Origin of the sequence: Microbacterium pullorum (assembly GCF_014836535.1) — a bacterium.
GTDB lineage: Bacteria > Actinomycetota > Actinomycetes > Actinomycetales > Microbacteriaceae > Microbacterium > Microbacterium pullorum.
Map to the genome: position 1 here is coordinate 372,187 of NZ_JACSQP010000002.1, position 16,408 is coordinate 388,594.

At 71.3% G+C, this 16,408-nt stretch carries 15 protein-coding genes and 1 tRNA gene; 2 read left to right on the top strand and 14 right to left on the bottom strand.

What is annotated here, in order from left to right:
- Positions 1–77: 77 nt before the first annotated feature.
- The 9 genes from H9651_RS04455 to H9651_RS04495 all read right to left on the bottom strand — a co-directional run bounded on the left by H9651_RS04455 (position 78) and on the right by H9651_RS04495 (position 8,811).
- Positions 78–1,391 carry a D-arabinono-1,4-lactone oxidase gene (locus tag H9651_RS04455; protein ID WP_191717880.1) on the bottom strand — a complete coding sequence of 438 codons (1,314 nt, stop codon included), beginning with the start codon at positions 1,389–1,391 and terminating at the stop codon, positions 78–80.
- Positions 1,388–2,545 carry an alanine racemase gene (locus H9651_RS04460; protein ID WP_191717989.1) on the bottom strand — a complete coding sequence of 386 codons (1,158 nt, stop codon included), beginning with the start codon at positions 2,543–2,545 and terminating at the stop codon, positions 1,388–1,390. The genes H9651_RS04455 and H9651_RS04460 overlap by 4 nt, the downstream gene beginning before the upstream one ends.
- A 261-nt stretch (positions 2,546–2,806) precedes the next feature.
- Positions 2,807–2,879, bottom strand: a tRNA-Leu gene (locus tag H9651_RS04465).
- A gap of 40 nt (positions 2,880–2,919) precedes the next feature.
- Positions 2,920–4,344 (bottom strand): NAD(P)/FAD-dependent oxidoreductase, encoded by a 1,425-nt coding sequence (locus tag H9651_RS04470; protein ID WP_191717990.1) that lies wholly within the window; start codon positions 4,342–4,344, stop codon positions 2,920–2,922.
- Between the two features lie 25 nt (positions 4,345–4,369).
- Positions 4,370–5,650, bottom strand: a complete 1,281-nt coding sequence (locus tag H9651_RS04475; protein ID WP_191717881.1) for a S8 family serine peptidase — start codon at positions 5,648–5,650, stop codon at positions 4,370–4,372.
- Positions 5,647–6,168 (bottom strand): DUF501 domain-containing protein, encoded by a 522-nt coding sequence (locus H9651_RS04480; RefSeq protein ID WP_191717882.1) that lies wholly within the window; start codon positions 6,166–6,168, stop codon positions 5,647–5,649. Before H9651_RS04480 ends, H9651_RS04475 begins: the two co-directional genes overlap by 4 nt.
- 38 nt (positions 6,169–6,206) lie before the next feature.
- Positions 6,207–6,719 carry an FtsB family cell division protein gene (locus tag H9651_RS04485; protein ID WP_318244755.1) on the bottom strand — a complete coding sequence of 171 codons (513 nt, stop codon included), beginning with the start codon at positions 6,717–6,719 and terminating at the stop codon, positions 6,207–6,209.
- Between the two features lie 33 nt (positions 6,720–6,752).
- On the bottom strand, positions 6,753–8,033 hold the full coding sequence (gene eno / locus H9651_RS04490) for a phosphopyruvate hydratase (RefSeq protein ID WP_191717884.1): 1,281 nt from the start codon (positions 8,031–8,033) through the stop codon (positions 6,753–6,755).
- A 109-nt stretch (positions 8,034–8,142) separates the two neighbouring features.
- On the bottom strand, positions 8,143–8,811 hold the full coding sequence (locus tag H9651_RS04495; RefSeq protein WP_191717885.1) for an O-methyltransferase: 669 nt from the start codon (positions 8,809–8,811) through the stop codon (positions 8,143–8,145).
- A 212-nt stretch (positions 8,812–9,023) separates the two neighbouring features.
- Here H9651_RS04495 and H9651_RS04500 point away from each other — a divergent pair, with 212 nt between their 5' ends.
- Entirely contained in the window at positions 9,024–9,500 is a 477-nt protein-coding gene (locus H9651_RS04500; RefSeq protein ID WP_191717886.1) for a DUF4442 domain-containing protein, read from the top strand.
- A gap of 4 nt (positions 9,501–9,504) precedes the next feature.
- Here the strand turns inward: H9651_RS04500 and H9651_RS04505 are convergent, their stop codons facing one another.
- The 5 genes from H9651_RS04505 to nhaA form a co-directional block, all read right to left on the bottom strand.
- Positions 9,505–10,041 carry a hypothetical protein gene (locus H9651_RS04505; protein WP_191717887.1) on the bottom strand — a complete coding sequence of 179 codons (537 nt, stop codon included), beginning with the start codon at positions 10,039–10,041 and terminating at the stop codon, positions 9,505–9,507.
- Positions 10,038–10,292 carry a hypothetical protein gene (locus tag H9651_RS04510; protein ID WP_191717888.1) on the bottom strand — a complete coding sequence of 85 codons (255 nt, stop codon included), beginning with the start codon at positions 10,290–10,292 and terminating at the stop codon, positions 10,038–10,040. Before H9651_RS04510 ends, H9651_RS04505 begins: the two co-directional genes overlap by 4 nt.
- A 77-nt stretch (positions 10,293–10,369) precedes the next feature.
- Positions 10,370–11,641 (bottom strand): histidine--tRNA ligase, encoded by a 1,272-nt coding sequence (gene hisS, locus H9651_RS04515; RefSeq protein ID WP_225216402.1) that lies wholly within the window; start codon positions 11,639–11,641, stop codon positions 10,370–10,372.
- A gap of 39 nt (positions 11,642–11,680) precedes the next feature.
- Positions 11,681–12,295 (bottom strand): MazG family protein, encoded by a 615-nt coding sequence (locus tag H9651_RS04520; protein WP_191717991.1) that lies wholly within the window; start codon positions 12,293–12,295, stop codon positions 11,681–11,683.
- 100 nt (positions 12,296–12,395) lie between these two features.
- Positions 12,396–13,598 (bottom strand): Na+/H+ antiporter NhaA, encoded by a 1,203-nt coding sequence (nhaA, locus tag H9651_RS04525; RefSeq protein ID WP_191717890.1) that lies wholly within the window; start codon positions 13,596–13,598, stop codon positions 12,396–12,398.
- 142 nt (positions 13,599–13,740) lie between these two features.
- Here nhaA and H9651_RS04530 point away from each other — a divergent pair, with 142 nt between their 5' ends.
- Positions 13,741–16,407 carry a phosphoenolpyruvate carboxylase gene (locus H9651_RS04530; protein WP_191717891.1) on the top strand — a complete coding sequence of 889 codons (2,667 nt, stop codon included), beginning with the start codon at positions 13,741–13,743 and terminating at the stop codon, positions 16,405–16,407.
- The last annotated feature ends 1 nt before the right edge of the window (position 16,408 follow it).

Genomic DNA, 16,408 nt, shown 5'->3' on the forward strand with positions numbered 1-16,408 from the left:
TGACTCCCCTCCGAGTGTCCCCCCATCCTAGTGGCGCGCGCACGCCGTCACCGCGCCACCGCGGGCACTCCCAGTCCTTACCCACCGAGAACGCGGTCGAGGTACGGGTTGCGGAACATCCGCGACGGATCGAGCCAGTCGCGCAGCGCCGTGAAGTCATCGAACCGCGGGTACCGCTCACGCAGCTGCGCGGCATCCAGACCGTGCATCTTGCCCCAGTGCGGTCGCCCGTCATGACGCAGCATGATCTGCTCGACCGCCGCGAAGTACTCGGTCGGGTCCTCGCGCCAGTAACGGTGCACGGCGATGTAGCCGGTCGCCCGGCCCGTTGCCGTCGACAGCCACAGCCCGTCACCGGCGGCGACGCGCACCTCGACGGGGAACGAGATGCGCCAGCCCCGCTCGACGACGAGGGTGCGCAGCTCGTCGAACGCGGCGGCGAGGTGCTCCACCGGCAGGGCGTACTCCATCTCGCGGAACCGCACCCCGCGGCGCTGTGTGAACACCGCGGCGCTGACGTCGCTGTACTCGCGGTCGCCGGTGAGCCGCGTCGCGAGCCGGTTCACCCTCGGCACGATCGGGGGCGCGACGGTGCCGGCGGCGCACGTCGCGCGGAAGAGCCCGTTGGCCAGCAGCGTCTCGTCCACCCACTTGCCCACTGCCGGCAGCCGGTGACGCGGGGCGCTCTCGGGCAGCCGCGTGTCGGTCTTGGTGAGGGCGAGGTCGGTGTGGGGGAACCAGTAGAACTCGAAGTGGTCGGCGGCGGCGGCACGGTCGGCGAGGTCGGCCACGACGGCATCCACCGGTTCCGGCCGCTCCACGGCGTGCAGCACGAACCGCGGCACGCACTGCAGGGTCACGTCCACGAGGACGCCGAGGGCACCGAGCCCGAGAGCGACGGCGGGCAGCAGATCGGCGTTGTGCGTCTCATCGACCGTGAGCAGCTCACCGTCGGCCGTCACGAGCGTCGCGGCGACCACCTGCGTCGCGATACCCCCGAAGCGCGCGCCCGTGCCGTGGGTCCCGGTCGACACCGCGCCCGAGATCGACTGCCGGTCGATGTCGCCGAGATTCTGCATCGCGAGACCGTAGGGGGCCAGCAGCGCCGGGATGCGATGCAGCTTGGTGCCCGCCAGCAGCCGCACCCGGCGGCGCTCCCGGTCGACCGACACGAGGCCGCTGAGGTCGGCGAGCTCGAGCAGTACGCCCGGCGCCACGGCGACGCCGGAGAAGCTGTGCCCCGACCCCACGGCCTTCAGCTGCAGCCCGCGCGCCGCAGCGGATTGCACGCTGCGCCGCACGGCGGCGACCGTGGTCGGGTACTCCACCCGCTGTGGGCGCACCTGTTCGCAGCGGCCCCAGTTCTGCCAACGCCCGCCGGGCCGGGTCACAGGAAGGCCCGACCCTCGCCGCGGTACGTCGCGACCTCCCCCACGAGGGCGCCGTGCTCGACGAGGTGGTAGCGGTCGACCCGCTCGGCGAGCTCGCCGCTCTTGGCGTGGCGGAACCAGACCCGGTCACCCACCTTCATCGCACGCGCCGCCTCACCGCGCAGCGGCGTCTGCACCTCCCCCGTGCCCTCGCGGGCGAATGTCGTCAGTCCCGGCGGCCACACCGGCGCGGGCTGACGCGACGCCAGTGGCGGACCCGAGGCGATCCAGCCGCCACCGAGCACCGTGACGATGTCGGGCTCGGGCTTTCGCACGACCTCGAGCGCGAAGGCGGCGGCGGGGGCGGGTGAGAATGCCCGGTAGCCGTCGAAGAGGTGACCGGCGAGCAGGCCGCTGCCGGCGGTGAGCTCGGTGACGGACAGGTCGGCGGCGGAGTACTCGAGCGAACCGGTGCCGCCGCTGTTGACGAATTCGAGCGGGGCGATCTCCCGCACCGCCGCGACGATCCCGGCCCGGCGCTCCCGCAGCTCCCGCCCCGAGCGACGCTGCATCCACCGGACGACGCCGTCGCCCCGCCCGGTGGCATCGGGCTGTCCGGCGATCTGGGCCTCGTACATCATGATCCCGACGAGCCGGTACCCGGCACGCGCCGACACGGCCCGCGCGAGGCGGATCGCGTCGCTCGGGTCGTGCAGGGGCGAGCGGCGCACGCCGATGTGGCCGAGGCCGGGCGCACGCCAGGACGCGTCGACGTCGATCGCGACCCGCAGCACGGGGCGACCGGCGGGCGGTCCGACGGCGTCGATGAGGTCCAGCTGCGCGAGGTCGTCGACCATGAGCGTCACGCGGGTCGCGGCCTGCTCGTCGCGGGCGAGGGCGGCGAGGGCGGCACGGTCGGCGCTCGGGTACCCCAGCACGACGTCGTCGTGCGTCTCGGCGAGCCAGAGGGCTTCGGGGAGGGTGAAGGCGAGGATGCCGCGGTACCCCGGAACCGCGAGGGCCGCGTCGAGCACCTCGCGCACGCGGATGGACTTGCTCGCCACGCGGATCGGAACCCCGCTCGCACGGACCACGAGGTCGAGCGCGTTGTAGCGCAGCGCCGGCAGATCGATCGCGGCGATCGGACCTGACAGGTGCGCGACGGCATCCGTCATCGCCTCCCAGTGGGTCGCCGCGGGCAGGGATTCGGTGTCGGCGTCGGCGCCGAGAAGATCGAGCACAGCGTCAGCCTAGGACAGCGCCCGCGGCATCCCGGCGCCGGGCGGCATCCCCACGACAGGAGATCTCACCGGGACAGGACGATCCACCCCCGAAACCTCCTGCTGCGGCGAGATCTCCTGTTCTCAGAAGACGGATGCCGCGGCCACGACGCACGAAGACCCGCGTTCTCACGCGGGTCTTCATGCTGGGGGCGGTACCCCCGGTGGGACTCGAACCCACACTGAAGCGATTTTAAGTCGCCTGCCTCTGCCGTTGGGCTACGGGGGCGCAGCGCGGCTGCGCCACGCTGCTCACCCTAGCGCTGTGATCAGCTCGCGGCCGCGCCCGTCGAGGCGGGAGCCTTGCCGGACTTCTCCGCCTCGACCGACTTCGGGTCGATGGCGGGCTCGGTGGGAGCCGCAGCGGGCTGCGCAGGACGCGGGCGGGCGGCGAACTCCTCGAACACGTAGCGGGGGTTCTGCACGGCCTGCAGCGACACGTTGTCGCGGTTGAGCCAGAAGTTGTGCCACCAGTCGCCGATGACGCGCCACTTGCGCTCCCACGACGGCATGGCCAGGCCGTGGTAGCCGCGGTGGGCGAACCACGCGATGAGACCCTTCAGCGCGATGTTGCCCGACTGGAACACGCCGTTGTACAGACCCAGGCCCGCGACCGCGCCGAGGTTGTGGTGGATGTACTCGCTGGGAAGCTCTCCGCGGAGCACCGCGGTGAGGTTCTTCGCGAGCAGCTTCGCCTGGCGCACGGCGTGCTGGGCGTTCGGCACGCAGTAGCCGCCGACGCCCTTGCCGGTCAGGTCGGGGACGGCGGAGATGTCGCCGGCGGCCCAGGCGCCCTCGACGATCTCCTCGTCGGTGCCGACGCGCAGGTCGGGGCGGGTGCGGATGCGACCGCGCTCCTCGACGGGCAGGTCGCTGCCGCGCACGACGGTCGGGTTGGCCATGACGCCGGCGGTCCACACGATGAGATCGGAGGGGATCACCTCGCCTGTGGAGAGTTCGACGTTGCCGTCGACGGCGCCCTTGACCTGCGTGTCGAGGTGCACGTGTGCACCGCGCTTGGCGAGGTCCTTCAGCACCCACTCGCTCGTCTTCAGCGACACCTCGGGCATGATGCGACCCATCGCCTCGATGAGGTGGAAGTGCGTCTCTTCGAAGCTGAGCTGCGGGTAGTTCTTCAGCAGCGACGAGGCCATCGCGCGCATCTCCGCGAACACCTCGATACCGGCGAACCCGCCACCGACGACGACGACGGTCAGCAGACGCTCGCGCTCGGGGCCGGCGGGGAGGTTCGCGGCCCGGTCGAAGTTGGTGAGGATGCGGTCGCGGATCGCGACGGCCTCCTCGATCGTCTTGAGCCCGATCGCGTTCTCGGCGATGCCGGGGATCGGGAAGGTGCGCGAGACGGCACCGGCGGTGACGACGATCTGGTCGTATTCCTGCTGCCACGAGTCGCCGACGGGGGGCGTGATCGTGGCGACCTTGTTGGCGTGGTCGATGCCGGTCACCTTCGCCGTGACGACGCGAGTCCGCTTCAGGTGGCGACGCAGGCCCACGACCACGTGGCGCGCTTCGATCTCACCCGCGGCGACCTCGGGAAGGAAGGGCTGGTAGGTCATGTACGGCAGCGGGTCGACGACGGTGACCTCGGCTTCGCCCTTGCGCAGGTGCTTCTCGAGCTTCCATGCGGTGTAGAAGCCGGCATATCCTCCACCGACGATGAGGATCCTGGGCACGGTGCTGGTCACGGGAAGACAACTCCTAGATGTAGCGGCTCGGCTGGCGGGGCGCGCGAGCCGATCTGATGCGCCGGGCAGCAGCGGTGACACCGAGCGCTATAAGTATACCGGCCACGGTGACCACCGTCAGCGGAAGGCTCCCGTACAAGAGCGTGCCCTCCGACGGCAGCAGCGGTGACGTGGTGCGCGTGGCCGCTTCGGGCGCCGGCAGCGGCGGCACCTCGACGGGAGCGATCGAGGGCTCGGGCTGCGGCTCGGCGTCCGCCCGCCGGAACACCCTGATCCACTCGCGGAGGTCTCCCATCGGGTTCTGTGCGACCGGGGCGACCGGGGACCGAACGGCTGCGGCGGCGTCGACGAGGCCCGCGCCGTAGAGCAGCGGATCGGCCGCCGCGCCGGGAGCGGGCTTGGCGGTCTTCACGATGCGATTGATGACGTTCGCGGCGTCGAGGTCGGGATGGGCGGCGCGCACGAGTGCGGCGACGCCGGCGACGATGGGCGCCGCGCCGCTCGTGCCGTTCCACAGGACCACCTGGCCGTCGGGCGAGACGCCCAGGAGGTCCTCACTCGGGGCGGACACACCGATGGTGATTCCCTGAGTGGACGCTTCGACGCTCGCCGCGCCGGAGCGGTCGACACCGCCGACGGTGAGGACGCCGGGGATCGTGGCCGGCGCACCGACGCGCGCGGTGCCGCTGCCCCGGTTGCCGGCGGCGACGACGACCACGACGTCGTGCTCGAAGGCGTAGAGGAAGGCGTCGTCCCAGCGCTCCGGCCAGTCGAGGGTGTTGGTCGTGAACGAGAGGTTGATGACGTCGGCGCCGTGGTCGACCGCCCAGCGCATCGCGTCGGCGACCTGGTCGACGAACGGCGCCGCAGTCGCCGCGCCGAACGCCAGCGACAGCGAGAGCACTTCGGCGGCGGGGGCGACACCGATGACGCCGGCGTCGGGCCCGGTCCCCCGCCCGGCGGCGAGGGAGGCGACGAGGCTGCCGTGGGCGGAATCGACGGCACCGACGGGTGTGCGACCGTCGGGGGAACCGAGCCCCGAGAAATCCGCGCCGTCGACGACGCCGCTGAGCTCTGTCGGGCCCCGGGCGACACCGGTGTCGATCACCGCGATGCGCGTGCCCTCACCGCGCGTCGTCTGCCAGGCGTCGCGGATGCCGTAGTCGTCGAGCCAGTACTGCGCCGCCCGCACGGGGTCGGCGGCGGAGGCGGGCGTCGGGGTGGGCGCCGGAGCCGCACCGACCAACCCGACGATGGCCAGCACGATCACGGCCGCCGCCAGCCGGCGCCTCATGTCGCCAGGCCGCCGGGGTGCGCACAGGTGCACCGATCGGGCGACCACGACGACAGCTCGAGCGCGCGGTCACCGATCGGGTTGACTCCGGGACCGGCGGCGAGGGCGTGGCCGGCGAGGGCGTGCAGGCACTTCACGCGCGTCGGCATGCCTCCGGCGGAGATGCCATCGATCTCGGGGACGTCGCCGTAGGGTGCGCGGTCGGCGAGGTAGGCCTCATGGGCGCGTGCATAGGCGGCAGCGAGCTGCTCGTCGGCCTCGAGCTCGTCGGAGAGCTCCCGCATCACCTGTTCGGCCTCGAGCGTCGACATCGCCGCCGTGGCACCGGGGTGGGTGAGGTAGTAGAACGTGGGGAACGGCGTGCCGTCGGGCAGTCGCGGCGACGTGGCCACGACCGTCGGGTTGCCGCACACGCAACGCGCGGCGATGCCCAGCACGCCGCGGGCGGGGCGTCCGAGCTGCTCGTGGAGCACCTCGAGGTCGGCGTCGTCGGCAGGGTCGAACGGCGGGGTGCTCACGGCACCAGGCTACCGTGAGGCGGCTGGGCAGACGCCGATCACGGCGCCGGTGCCTCATCGGGAGCGTCGGGAGCGTCGGGGACGCCGATCTGGTATGTCACGGTCTCGGCGACGCCGGCCGCGGTCACCGACCGCACCAGCCGGCTCATCCAGTCACTCTCGGTCTCTTCGACGTCGGCGCTGACGGGAGCACGCTCCTGCGGCACCTCGACGGCGGGCAGGTCGTCGACGACCAGGTAGACGACCTCGCCGACGTGCTTGTAGTACAGCCGCTCTCGCGCCTGCGTGGTGATGTAGGCGGGGTCGCTCCACTGCTGCCGTGCGGCCTCGAGGTCGGCGACCTCTTCCTCGCCGAGCTGCACCGAGCGCTCCAGGGCGGCGATCTGCTGCCGCTGGTCGAGGTACGTGCCCATCGTCGGGACCAGGACGAAGGCGGCGAGCACGACCAGTCCCAGCATGATCATCATGAAACCCGACAGACGGATGCCGCCGAGCCACTGCCGCACGTCGACGCGCCGCGCACGAGAAGGGGGAGCCGTCGATGCTGCCACGGCTCCCCCTCTCATTCGGTCTTCAGTCAGCGCTCATCCCTTGAATCGGGGGAAGGCGGCGCGGCCGATGAAGGTCGCGGCGTCGCCGAGTTCCTCCTCGATGCGCAGAAGCTGATTGTATTTCGCCACGCGCTCGCTGCGGGCGGGCGCGCCGCTCTTGATCTGACCCGAGTTCACCGCGACGACGAGGTCGGCGATGGTGGTGTCCTCGGTCTCGCCGGAGCGGTGGGAGAACATCGTGGTGTACCCGGCGCGGTGCGCCATGTCGACGGCATCCATCGTCTCGGACAGCGTGCCGATCTGGTTGACCTTCACCAGCAGCGAGTTGGCGACACCGCGGGCGATGCCGTCAGCCAGACGCGTGGGGTTGGTGACGAACAGGTCGTCGCCGACGAGTTGCGTCTTCGTGCCCAGCTTCTCGGTGAGGTGCTTCCAGGCATCCCAGTCATCCTCGGCGAGCGCGTCCTCGATCGTGACGATCGGGAACGAGTCGACCAGGTCGATGTAGTAGTCCGTCAGCGCCTCGGCCGACCAGTCCTTGTTCTCGAAGCGGTACACACCGTCGTGGAAGAACTCCGTCGCGGCGACGTCGAGACCGAGCGCGATGTCGGTGCCCGGGGTGAATCCGGCCTTCTCGATGGCCTTGACGAGGAAGTCCAGCCCCTCACGGTTGCTGGGCAGGTCGGGGGCGAAGCCGCCCTCGTCGCCGAGGCCCGTCGCGTAGCCGGCAGCCTTCAGCTCGCTGTGCAGCACGTGGTAGGTCTCGGCACCCCAGCGCAGCGCCTCGGCGAAGCTCGACGCACCGATGGGCGCGAGGAAGAACTCCTGGCAGTCGATGCCGTTGTCGGCGTGCGAGCCGCCGTTGATGACGTTGAACAGCGGAACGGGCAGCACATGCGCGTTGGGTCCGCCGAGGTAGCGGAACAGCGGCAGGTCGGCGCTGTCGGCGGCTGCCTTGGCCACCGCCAGGCTGATGCCCAGGATCGCGTTCGCGCCGCTGCGCGACTTGTTCTCGGTGCCGTCGGTCTCGATGAGGATCTCGTCGACGATGCGCTGCTCGCTCGCCTCGACGCCCTCCACAGCCGGACCGAGTTCGTCGATGACGGCGGCGACGGCCTTGAGTACGCCCTTGCCGCCGTACCGGCTCTTGTCGCCGTCACGCAGCTCGGTCGCTTCGAACGCTCCGGTGGATGCGCCGGACGGGACAGCCGCCCGCTGGACGATGCCGTCGTCGAGCAGAACCTCGACCTCAACGGTCGGGTTGCCGCGCGAATCCAGGATTTCTCGTGCGCCTACAGCCTCGATAAGTGCCACGGATGACTCCTTGCTTTTAGAGGGTGGATCTCGGGAACATCATCGGTCCGCGGTATCCACTCTAGTGAGGACCCCGCCGTCGTCACAGGCCACGGGCCGTGCGAAAGCATCACACGACCAGCGCGATGGCGATGCCGTCCCACCCCTTGGCGTCGAGGGTCTGGATGGCGGTGGCGTCGAACCGTGGGTCGTCCGCGAGCATCTCGAGCCCCTGCCGCACCCCGATGACCTGCGGATCGGTGGTGTCGCGATCGGCGACCCGGCCGTCGCGGCCGATGTTGTCGACCACGACCACGGTGCCCGGGCGCCCGAGCCGCGCCGCCCAGTCGAGGTAGATCGTGTTCGACTCCTTGTCTGCGTCGATGAAGACGAGGTCGAACGGCTCCTGCCCCTCGAGGGTCGGGAGTACCTCCGCGGCGCGGCCGAGCAGGATGTCGACCCGCTCCCCGACACCGGCCCGGTCGAGGTTGGCCCGGGCGACCGCAGCGTTGGCGGGTTCCGCCTCGATCGTGACCACCCGCCCGTCGGCGGGGATGCCGCGCGCGAGCCAGATGGTGGAGTAGGCGCCGAGCGTGCCGACTTCGAGCACCCGCCGGGCGCCGGTCATGCGTGCGAGCAGGTGCAGCAGCTTGCCGTTGACCGGCGCGATCTCGATGGCCGGCATCCCCGCCGCATTCTGGTCGGCGACCGCCTGCTCGAGGGTGTCGTCGTGCCCCACCAGCGTGTCCGCGAGATATCGGTCGACGCGCTGCCAGGCCGCTGCGGTGGGTTCGCTCATGCCCCCAGCATCCCGGCGGCGTCGGATCGCGTCAACGTTGCGGCGACCGCGGCGGGGCGGGGCGGGGCGGGGCGGGGCGGGGACGAGGCTCGCCACGTCTTCGGCGATCGACGCGATTCCGGATGCCGGTGGCCGAATGCCACCGAGGAACCTCCGATCTCCGAAGAACCGGCGCGCCGCAGATCGGGGGCCGAGGCACCACACTGTGAGGCATGCGCATCACACCCCGCCGCCTGGCTGTCGGCATGAGCCTGTGGGCACCGAATCTGTTCAGCGGCATCCGCATCAGGCGGTTCTCGCCGGACTGGACAGAGGCGACGGTCGAACTGCACGTGAACCTGTTCACCCGCAACTACGTCAAGACCGCGTTCGGCGGGTCGATGTCGGCGATGACCGACCCGTACTTCTTCATGCTCGTGATGCACCAGCTCGGCCGGGACTACGTCGTCTGGGACACCCGCGGCGAGATCGCGTTCATCAAGCCGGGGCGCGGCAGGCTCACGGCGCACTTCCACGTGCCGCCGGCGAAGGTGGACGAGCTGCGCGAGCGCGCCCGAGACGGCGCAAAGGTGCTCGAATGGTTCGAGACGGACATCACGGATGCCGGCGGCGACCTCGTGGCGCGGGTGCGTCGAGAGGTCTACGTGCGTGAGAAGCGCCGCGTGAGCACCCCCGTCGCCGCCTCATGAGGGTTCACCGTCGCTCGGCCGGAATCCCCCGGTCGCGCACGAGGTAGATCCAGGGGAACGCCCGGCATCCCACCTCCCAGCCCTCGCGCTCCTCGGCCGCCAGCGACGTGCGCCAGAAGATGCGGCGGTGCTCCCACTGCGTGGCGGTCCGGCGCATACGGTGCGCGAGCATGCCCACCTCGATCGTGCGCCAGCCGGCGCGACCGGCCGCCTCGAGTTCGGCCATCTCGTCGAAGGCGGTGACGGGGCCCAGCCACCGCTCCTGCGTCGCCTCCGCCGCGGGGCTCGTCTCCACGACGGCACCGAACCGCTGCTGCGCGGCCTGACGCGACATGCCGAGCTCCGCCCCGATCAGGGCCCAACTCGCGCCGCCGGCCCGCGCTGCACCGACGGACCGCTGCAGGATCGTCCTGACCTCCGCCTCGGCTCGGGAACTCGCCGCGATCAGCGCGAGATGCTCCGGCACCCCCAAGGGGGCGCCACCGTCGATGCCCGCGTCCCTCAGGACCGCCTCCCCCACGGCGTCGGACAGATCGCTCATTCCGAGCGGTCCTGGCTGGGCAGCCACACCGCGGCCGGTGCGCCTCGCCCGATGCCGTTCCCGAACCCCCAGAAGTACGCGCCGAGCGCTATGAATGCAACGCCGGCGCCCTGCACCGCGCCGCCCCAGAACCCGCGCCATTCGAACCCGACCGCCAGCACCAGGAGTACCGCGCCCGCGGCCATTCCGATGATCGCGATCCACTTCATGCGCTGGATGACGTCGAGCGCCCGACTGCTGATCCGCTTCATGCAGTCAACGTATCGTTGACATCAAGGGTTGTCAATCAAATATTGACACTTTCGCCGGTCTCGGCGCGCTGACCCGGTCAGGAGAGCGGCTTGAGCTCCAGTGCCTCGCGCCTCGTTCCGGCCGACACGGTCGCGAAGGCGGTGTAGCCGTCACTGGTGGCCCGTTCGAGGAGTGCCTTGAGGTTCTTCGTCCGCTGCTCCAAGCGCACCCGCGCACCCTCGGCGACCAGGGCTGCCTTGAGGGTGAGGAGCTCGGCGACCGGAACGTCGCGGTCATGGACGAGCACGACGCTCGTCCCCTCGGCGTCGGCGGATGCCACCAGCAGATCGGCGATGCGCTCGAAGCCGATCGAGAACCCGACGGCGGGCACCTGCTGACCGAGGAAGCGACCGATCATCCCGTCGTAGCGGCCACCGCCACCGAGCGAATAGCTCACGCTCGGGTGGGCGAGCTCGAAGATCGTGCCGGTGTAGTACCCCATCCCCCGCACCAGGAACGGATCGAACACGAGCGGGATGTCATGTGCGACACCGCGGGCGGCGGCGACCGCCTCGCCGACGGCGACCAGGTGCGTCACGACCTCGTCGGCGACCCCCTCGGGCAGGCCCTTGCGGATCTGACGCTCACCGTAGGGGGTGTACTCCCGGGTCTGCGGACGCAGGAGGAACCGCTCGAACGCGTCGACGGCCGTGGGGGTGGCGCCGCGGTCGCGCAGTTCCGCGGCGACGCCGTCGGGGCCGATCTTGTCGAGCTTGTCGATCGTGATGAGCACACCCGGACGCTCGTCGGGGGCGAAGCCGAAGGCATCGAGCATCGCGTCGAGGGCCCGCCGGTCGTTGATGCGGATCGTGCCGCCCTCGAGTCCGAGCGCGTCGAGGGTGTCGAGGCTCGCGACGATGAGCTCCGCCTCGGCGCGCGCCGTGGCGTCGCCGATGATGTCGATGTCGCACTGCATGAACTGGCGGTATCGCCCCTTCTGCGGGCGTTCGGCGCGCCACACCGGGGCGATCTGGATCGAGCGGAAGACGCTCGGCAGCTGGGCGCGATGGGTCGCGTAGAAGCGGGCCAGCGGCACGGTGAGGTCGTAGCGCAGCCCCAGGTCGGCGAGTGCGGTGACGTCGAGGGTCGCGTCGTCGGCCGCGGCGCGCACGGCGTCGGCATCGAGCCCGCGCTTGAGGATGTTGAAGGCGAGCTTCTCGTTGTCGCCGCCGATGCCGGCGTGCAGGCGCGAGTACTCCTCCATCACCGGGGTCTCGATCTCGTCGAACCCGTGCGCGCGGTAACGCTCTCGGATCACGGCGAGCACGCGCTCGCGACGGGTCTTGTCTGCGGGGAGGAAGTCGCGCATGCCGCGCGGCGGATTGACAGCTGCCACGGATCGATTCTCTCAGGTCGTCGGTGGGTGCTCGGTCTCGCGGATCTCGGCCTCGAGGCTGCGCAGGCGCTCCCGCAGCGCCCGCTCGGCGTCCCACCCGCCGGCGCGGGCGGTCGCGACCAGCGCGAGCAGGGCGTCGCCGAGCTCGGCCTCGTCGGACGGCGCGGCCGGCGCGGCGACGTCCGCAGGCGCGGGCACGCCCACGGCGGCCGCCTTGCCGAGCATCTTCTGGGCCAGGGCGAGGGAGGGCATGTGGTGCGACACCCCGTCGAGCACGCTCGTGCGGGTGTGCTTCTCGGCCGCCTTCGCCGCATTCCAGTGCACGAGCACCTCTTCGGGCGTCGTGGCGGTCGCACCCCCGAAGACGTGCGGATGCCGACGCACCATCTTGTCGGTGAGGTCCCGTGCCACATCATCGATGTCGAAGGGGTCCTCGGCGTCGCGCGACGCGATCTCGGCGTGGAACAGCACCTGCCAGAGCAGGTCGCCGAGTTCTTCCCGCAGGTCGTCGCGGGATCCCGCCTCGACGGCATCCACGAGTTCCGCGGCCTCTTCCACGAGGTAGGGCACGAGGGCGCGATGGTCGATCTGCTGCGTCCACACGCACCGGTCTCGCACCGCGCGCATCGTGTCGGCGGCGGCGCGCAACGCATCGTCGCGGCCGCCGTCGTCACGGTCGGCGTCGGTGGGTCCGGTGTCGAAGGAGGTCACCGCACCATTGTGCCGGTCAGTTCAGCTGACCGCCGGTGGGCGTCGGCGAGTGCGGCACCTGCTCGCGCTCGGCCGCAGAGGTGGCCAGACGCCGGTAGTGGCGCGCGCGCTGCGAGACCAGCAGCGCGGCGACGACGAGGGAGATGCCCGACCCCGCCAGCACGCCGAGGGTCGCCTCGTCGCGGATGAGCGGGCTGTCGGCGAACGCCAGCTCGGACAGCAGCAGCGACACGGTGAACCCGATGCCACCCAGCGAACCCGCCGCCAGCAGGTCCAGGAACGGCAGGTGGGGGGCGGTGCCGCGGCTGCCGATGCGCAGCGAAATCCACCCGAACAAGGTGATGCCGATCATCTTGCCGACGGGGAGGGCGACCACGATGCCCCAGAACGCCGGCGACAGCTCGGTGGGCGACACCTGCGGGATGACCACCAGGGCGGCCGAGAACGCGAACAGCGGCAGCACGATGCCGTTCACCCACGGCTCGAGGGCGTGGCGCGTGCGCAGGGCCGGGCGCTGGGCCATCGCCAGCCCCAGCGCGACACCCGCGAGGGTCGCGTGCACGCCGGAGAGGTAGACCAGCACCCAGGTGGCGATGCCGAGCACCACGAGCACGATCGCGATCGGGATGCGGGCGCGGGTGTCGAGCCGACGGCTGAGCACTCCGAAGACGATGACCAGCAGCATGCCGACGGCCAGCAGCCCGATGTTGACGTCGGTGGTGAACAGCACCGCGATGAAGACGATGCCGACGATGTCGTCGAGGATCGCCAGTGCGAGCAGGAAGATGCGGATGCCCGACGGCAGTCCCTTGCCGAACACGGCGAGCACACCGAGAGCGAAGGCGATATCGGTCGCCGTGGGAATGGGCCACCCGGAAGCGGCATCGGACCCGCCGGCGAACAGCAGGAACACTCCGATCGGCACCAGCACGCCGCCGGCGGCGGCGATGGCCGGCTGCAGCGCCTTGCGGGCGGAGTTGAGTTCGCCGTTGGTGAGCTCGAACTGCAGCTCCACCGCGACGATGAAGAAGAAGATCGCCAGCAGACCGTCCTGGATCCAGTGCCCCACCGACATCTCGAACAGGCCCGGGATGCCGAGGTAGGTCTCCTTCACGGCGACCACGCCCTCCCCGACCGGGGTGTTGGCGATCACCAGCGCCGACAGGGCGGCGACCAGCAGGATGACAGCGGGAAAGCGTGCCGAGCGGAATAGGGACATCGGACCTCCTGGGTACGGGTGGCGACTTCCGCCCCCGATACCCGGGCGCGAGCCGACCAGACTTCCCGGCACACCTCGATCCATCGTACCGAGAGCAGCGGGCGGCACGGCGCGACCCTCCGACGGCGTTAGCGTTGTCCGCATGCGTGAAGTCACCCCCACCGAGGCCATCGATCTCGTCGGCCGTTTCGAAGCCGGCCAGGAGCTCCCCGAACAGATGCGTGCCGACGTGCGTCTGCTGGGTGGGCTGCTGGGCGATGTGCTGCGCGAAAGCGGCACCCCCGGCCTGTACGACGACGTCGAACGGCTGCGCACCGCGACGATCCAGGCCTACACCGACGAGACGGATGCCGCCTACGAGCGTGCCGCCGCGATCGCCGACGGGTTCCCGCTCGCGCGCGCCGAGGAGGTGGCCCGCGCCTTCACCTGCTACTTCCATCTCGTGAACCTCGCCGAGGAGCACCAGCGGGTGCGGATCCTGCGCGAACGCGACGCGAGTCCGGGCCGCGAGGCCGCGGTCGACACCGTCGCGGGCGCGTTCGGCCGGCTGGCCGAAGAGGTCGGCGACGACACCGCGCTCCGCCGCCTGCAGGCGCTGCGGTTCCACCCGGTGTTCACCGCCCACCCGACCGAGGCACGCCGTCGCGCGGTGTCCACCGGCATCCGCCGCCTCGCCGAACTTCTCACCGAGCACGACACGACGCTGCCCGGCGGCACCGACCGGCGCCGCGTGGAGCGCCGCATGCTGGAGGAGATCGACACCCTGTGGCGCACCGCGCCGCTGCGCGCCGAGAAGCCCGCGCCCACCGACGAGGTGCGCGCCGTCATGGCCGTGTTCGACGACACCCTCTTCACCGCCGTGCCGCAGGTGTACGCCCGCGTCGACGACGCCCTGCAGGGCCGGCTCGCCGGCGGTCGTCCCCCCATGGTCGCCCCCTTCGTGCGGCTGGGCACCTGGGTCGGCGGCGACCGCGACGGCAACCCGTTCGTGACCGCATCCGTCACCCGCAAGGCGGCCGCCATCGCGAGCGAGCACGTGCTGCTGGGCCTCGAGCGCGCCGCGAACCGCATCGGTCGCAGCCTCACGCTGGATGCCACGACCACGCCTCCCAGCGACGAGCTGATCTCGCTGTGGCACCGCCTGCGCGCCGCCGACGAGGAGGCCGCGGACGAGATCGCCAAGCGCTCCCCCGACGAGCCGCACCGCCGTGTGCTGCTGCTGATAGCCCGGCGCATCGCCGCGACCGGTGCCCGCAATGCCGACCTCGCCTACTCCGACCCCGAACAGCTGCTCACCGAGCTGCGCGTGCTGCAGGACTCGCTCGCGCAGGGCCACGCCGCCCGACAGGCATACGGCGCGCTGCAGCAGCTGATCTGGCAGGTGGAGACGTACGGGTTCCACCTGGCGGAGCTCGAGGTGCGTCAGCACTCCGACGTGCACAAGCGCGTGCTCGCCGAACTGGAGCGCGGTGAGCGCAGCGACCTCGGCGACGAGGTGCTCGACACCTTCCGCGCGGTCGCGTTCGTGCAGGAACGGTTCGGTCCGCGCGCCGCCGGTCGCTACATCGTGTCGTTCACCCGCACCGCCGACGACCTCGCCGCGGTGCACCGCCTCGCCCGTCACGCCGTCGGCCCCGGGGGCACCCCGCCGGTGCTCGACGTCATCCCCCTGTTCGAGACGTTCGCCGATCTGCAGGCCGCCCCCGGCATCCTCGCCGAGATCGTCGAGCACCCCGAGTTCCGCGCCCGGCTCGAGGCGACCGGCCGGCGGTTGGAGGTCATGCTCGGCTACTCCGACTCCTCCAAGGACGTCGGTCCGGTCGCCGCGAACCTCGCGCTCTACGAGGCGCAGGCGAAGATCGCCGCGTGGGCCCAGGACAACGACATCGAGCTGACCCTGTTCCACGGTCGCGGCGGCGCGCTCGGCCGCGGCGGCGGGCCGGCCAACTCCGCGATCCTCGCCCAGCCCCCGCACTCGGTCGACGGCCGCTTCAAGCTCACCGAGCAGGGCGAGGTCATCTTCGCCCGCTACGGCGACCCCGCCATCGCGATGCGTCACATCGACCAGGTGGCCGCCGCCGTGCTGCTGGCATCGGCCCCCTCGATCGAGCAGCGCAACAGCGCCGCCGCCGCCGAGTACGCCGAGGTCGCAGCCACCATGGATGCCGCCTCCCGCGAGCGCTTCTTCTCCCTCGTGAAGGCCGACGGTTTCGCCTCGTGGTTCGCCACCGTGACGCCGATGGAGGAGGTGGGGCTGCTCGCCCTCGGGTCACGCCCCGCCCGCCGCGGCCTGTCGGTGGAGTCGCTGGAAGACCTCCGCGCCATCCCGTGGGTGTTCGCGTGGACGCAGACGCGCATCAACCTCGCCGGCTGGTTCGGGCTGGGTTCGGCGCTGCAGGCCGTCGGCGACGAGGAACTGCTGCGCGGCGCCTACGAGCGGTGGCCGCTGCTGCGCACCCTCGTGGACAACGTCGCGATGAGCCTCGCCAAGGCCGACGCCCGCATCGCCCGGGAGTACCTGGATCTCGGCGACCGGCCCGACCTCGCCACGCTCGTGCTGGAGGAGATGGCGCTCACCCGCCAGTGGGTGGAGCGCCTCACCGGCGGCGGGCTGCTCGGCAACAAGCCGGTGCTGCAGCGCGCCGTGAAGATGCGCAGCCCCTACGTCGACGCCCTGTCGCTGCTGCAGCTGCGGGCCCTGCGCGCCCTGCGCGACAACGACCTCACCGACGCCGATGCCGTCGACACGCGGCACCTGCTGCTGCTGTCGGTCTCGGGAGTGGCCGCCGGCCTGCAGAACACCGGGTGAG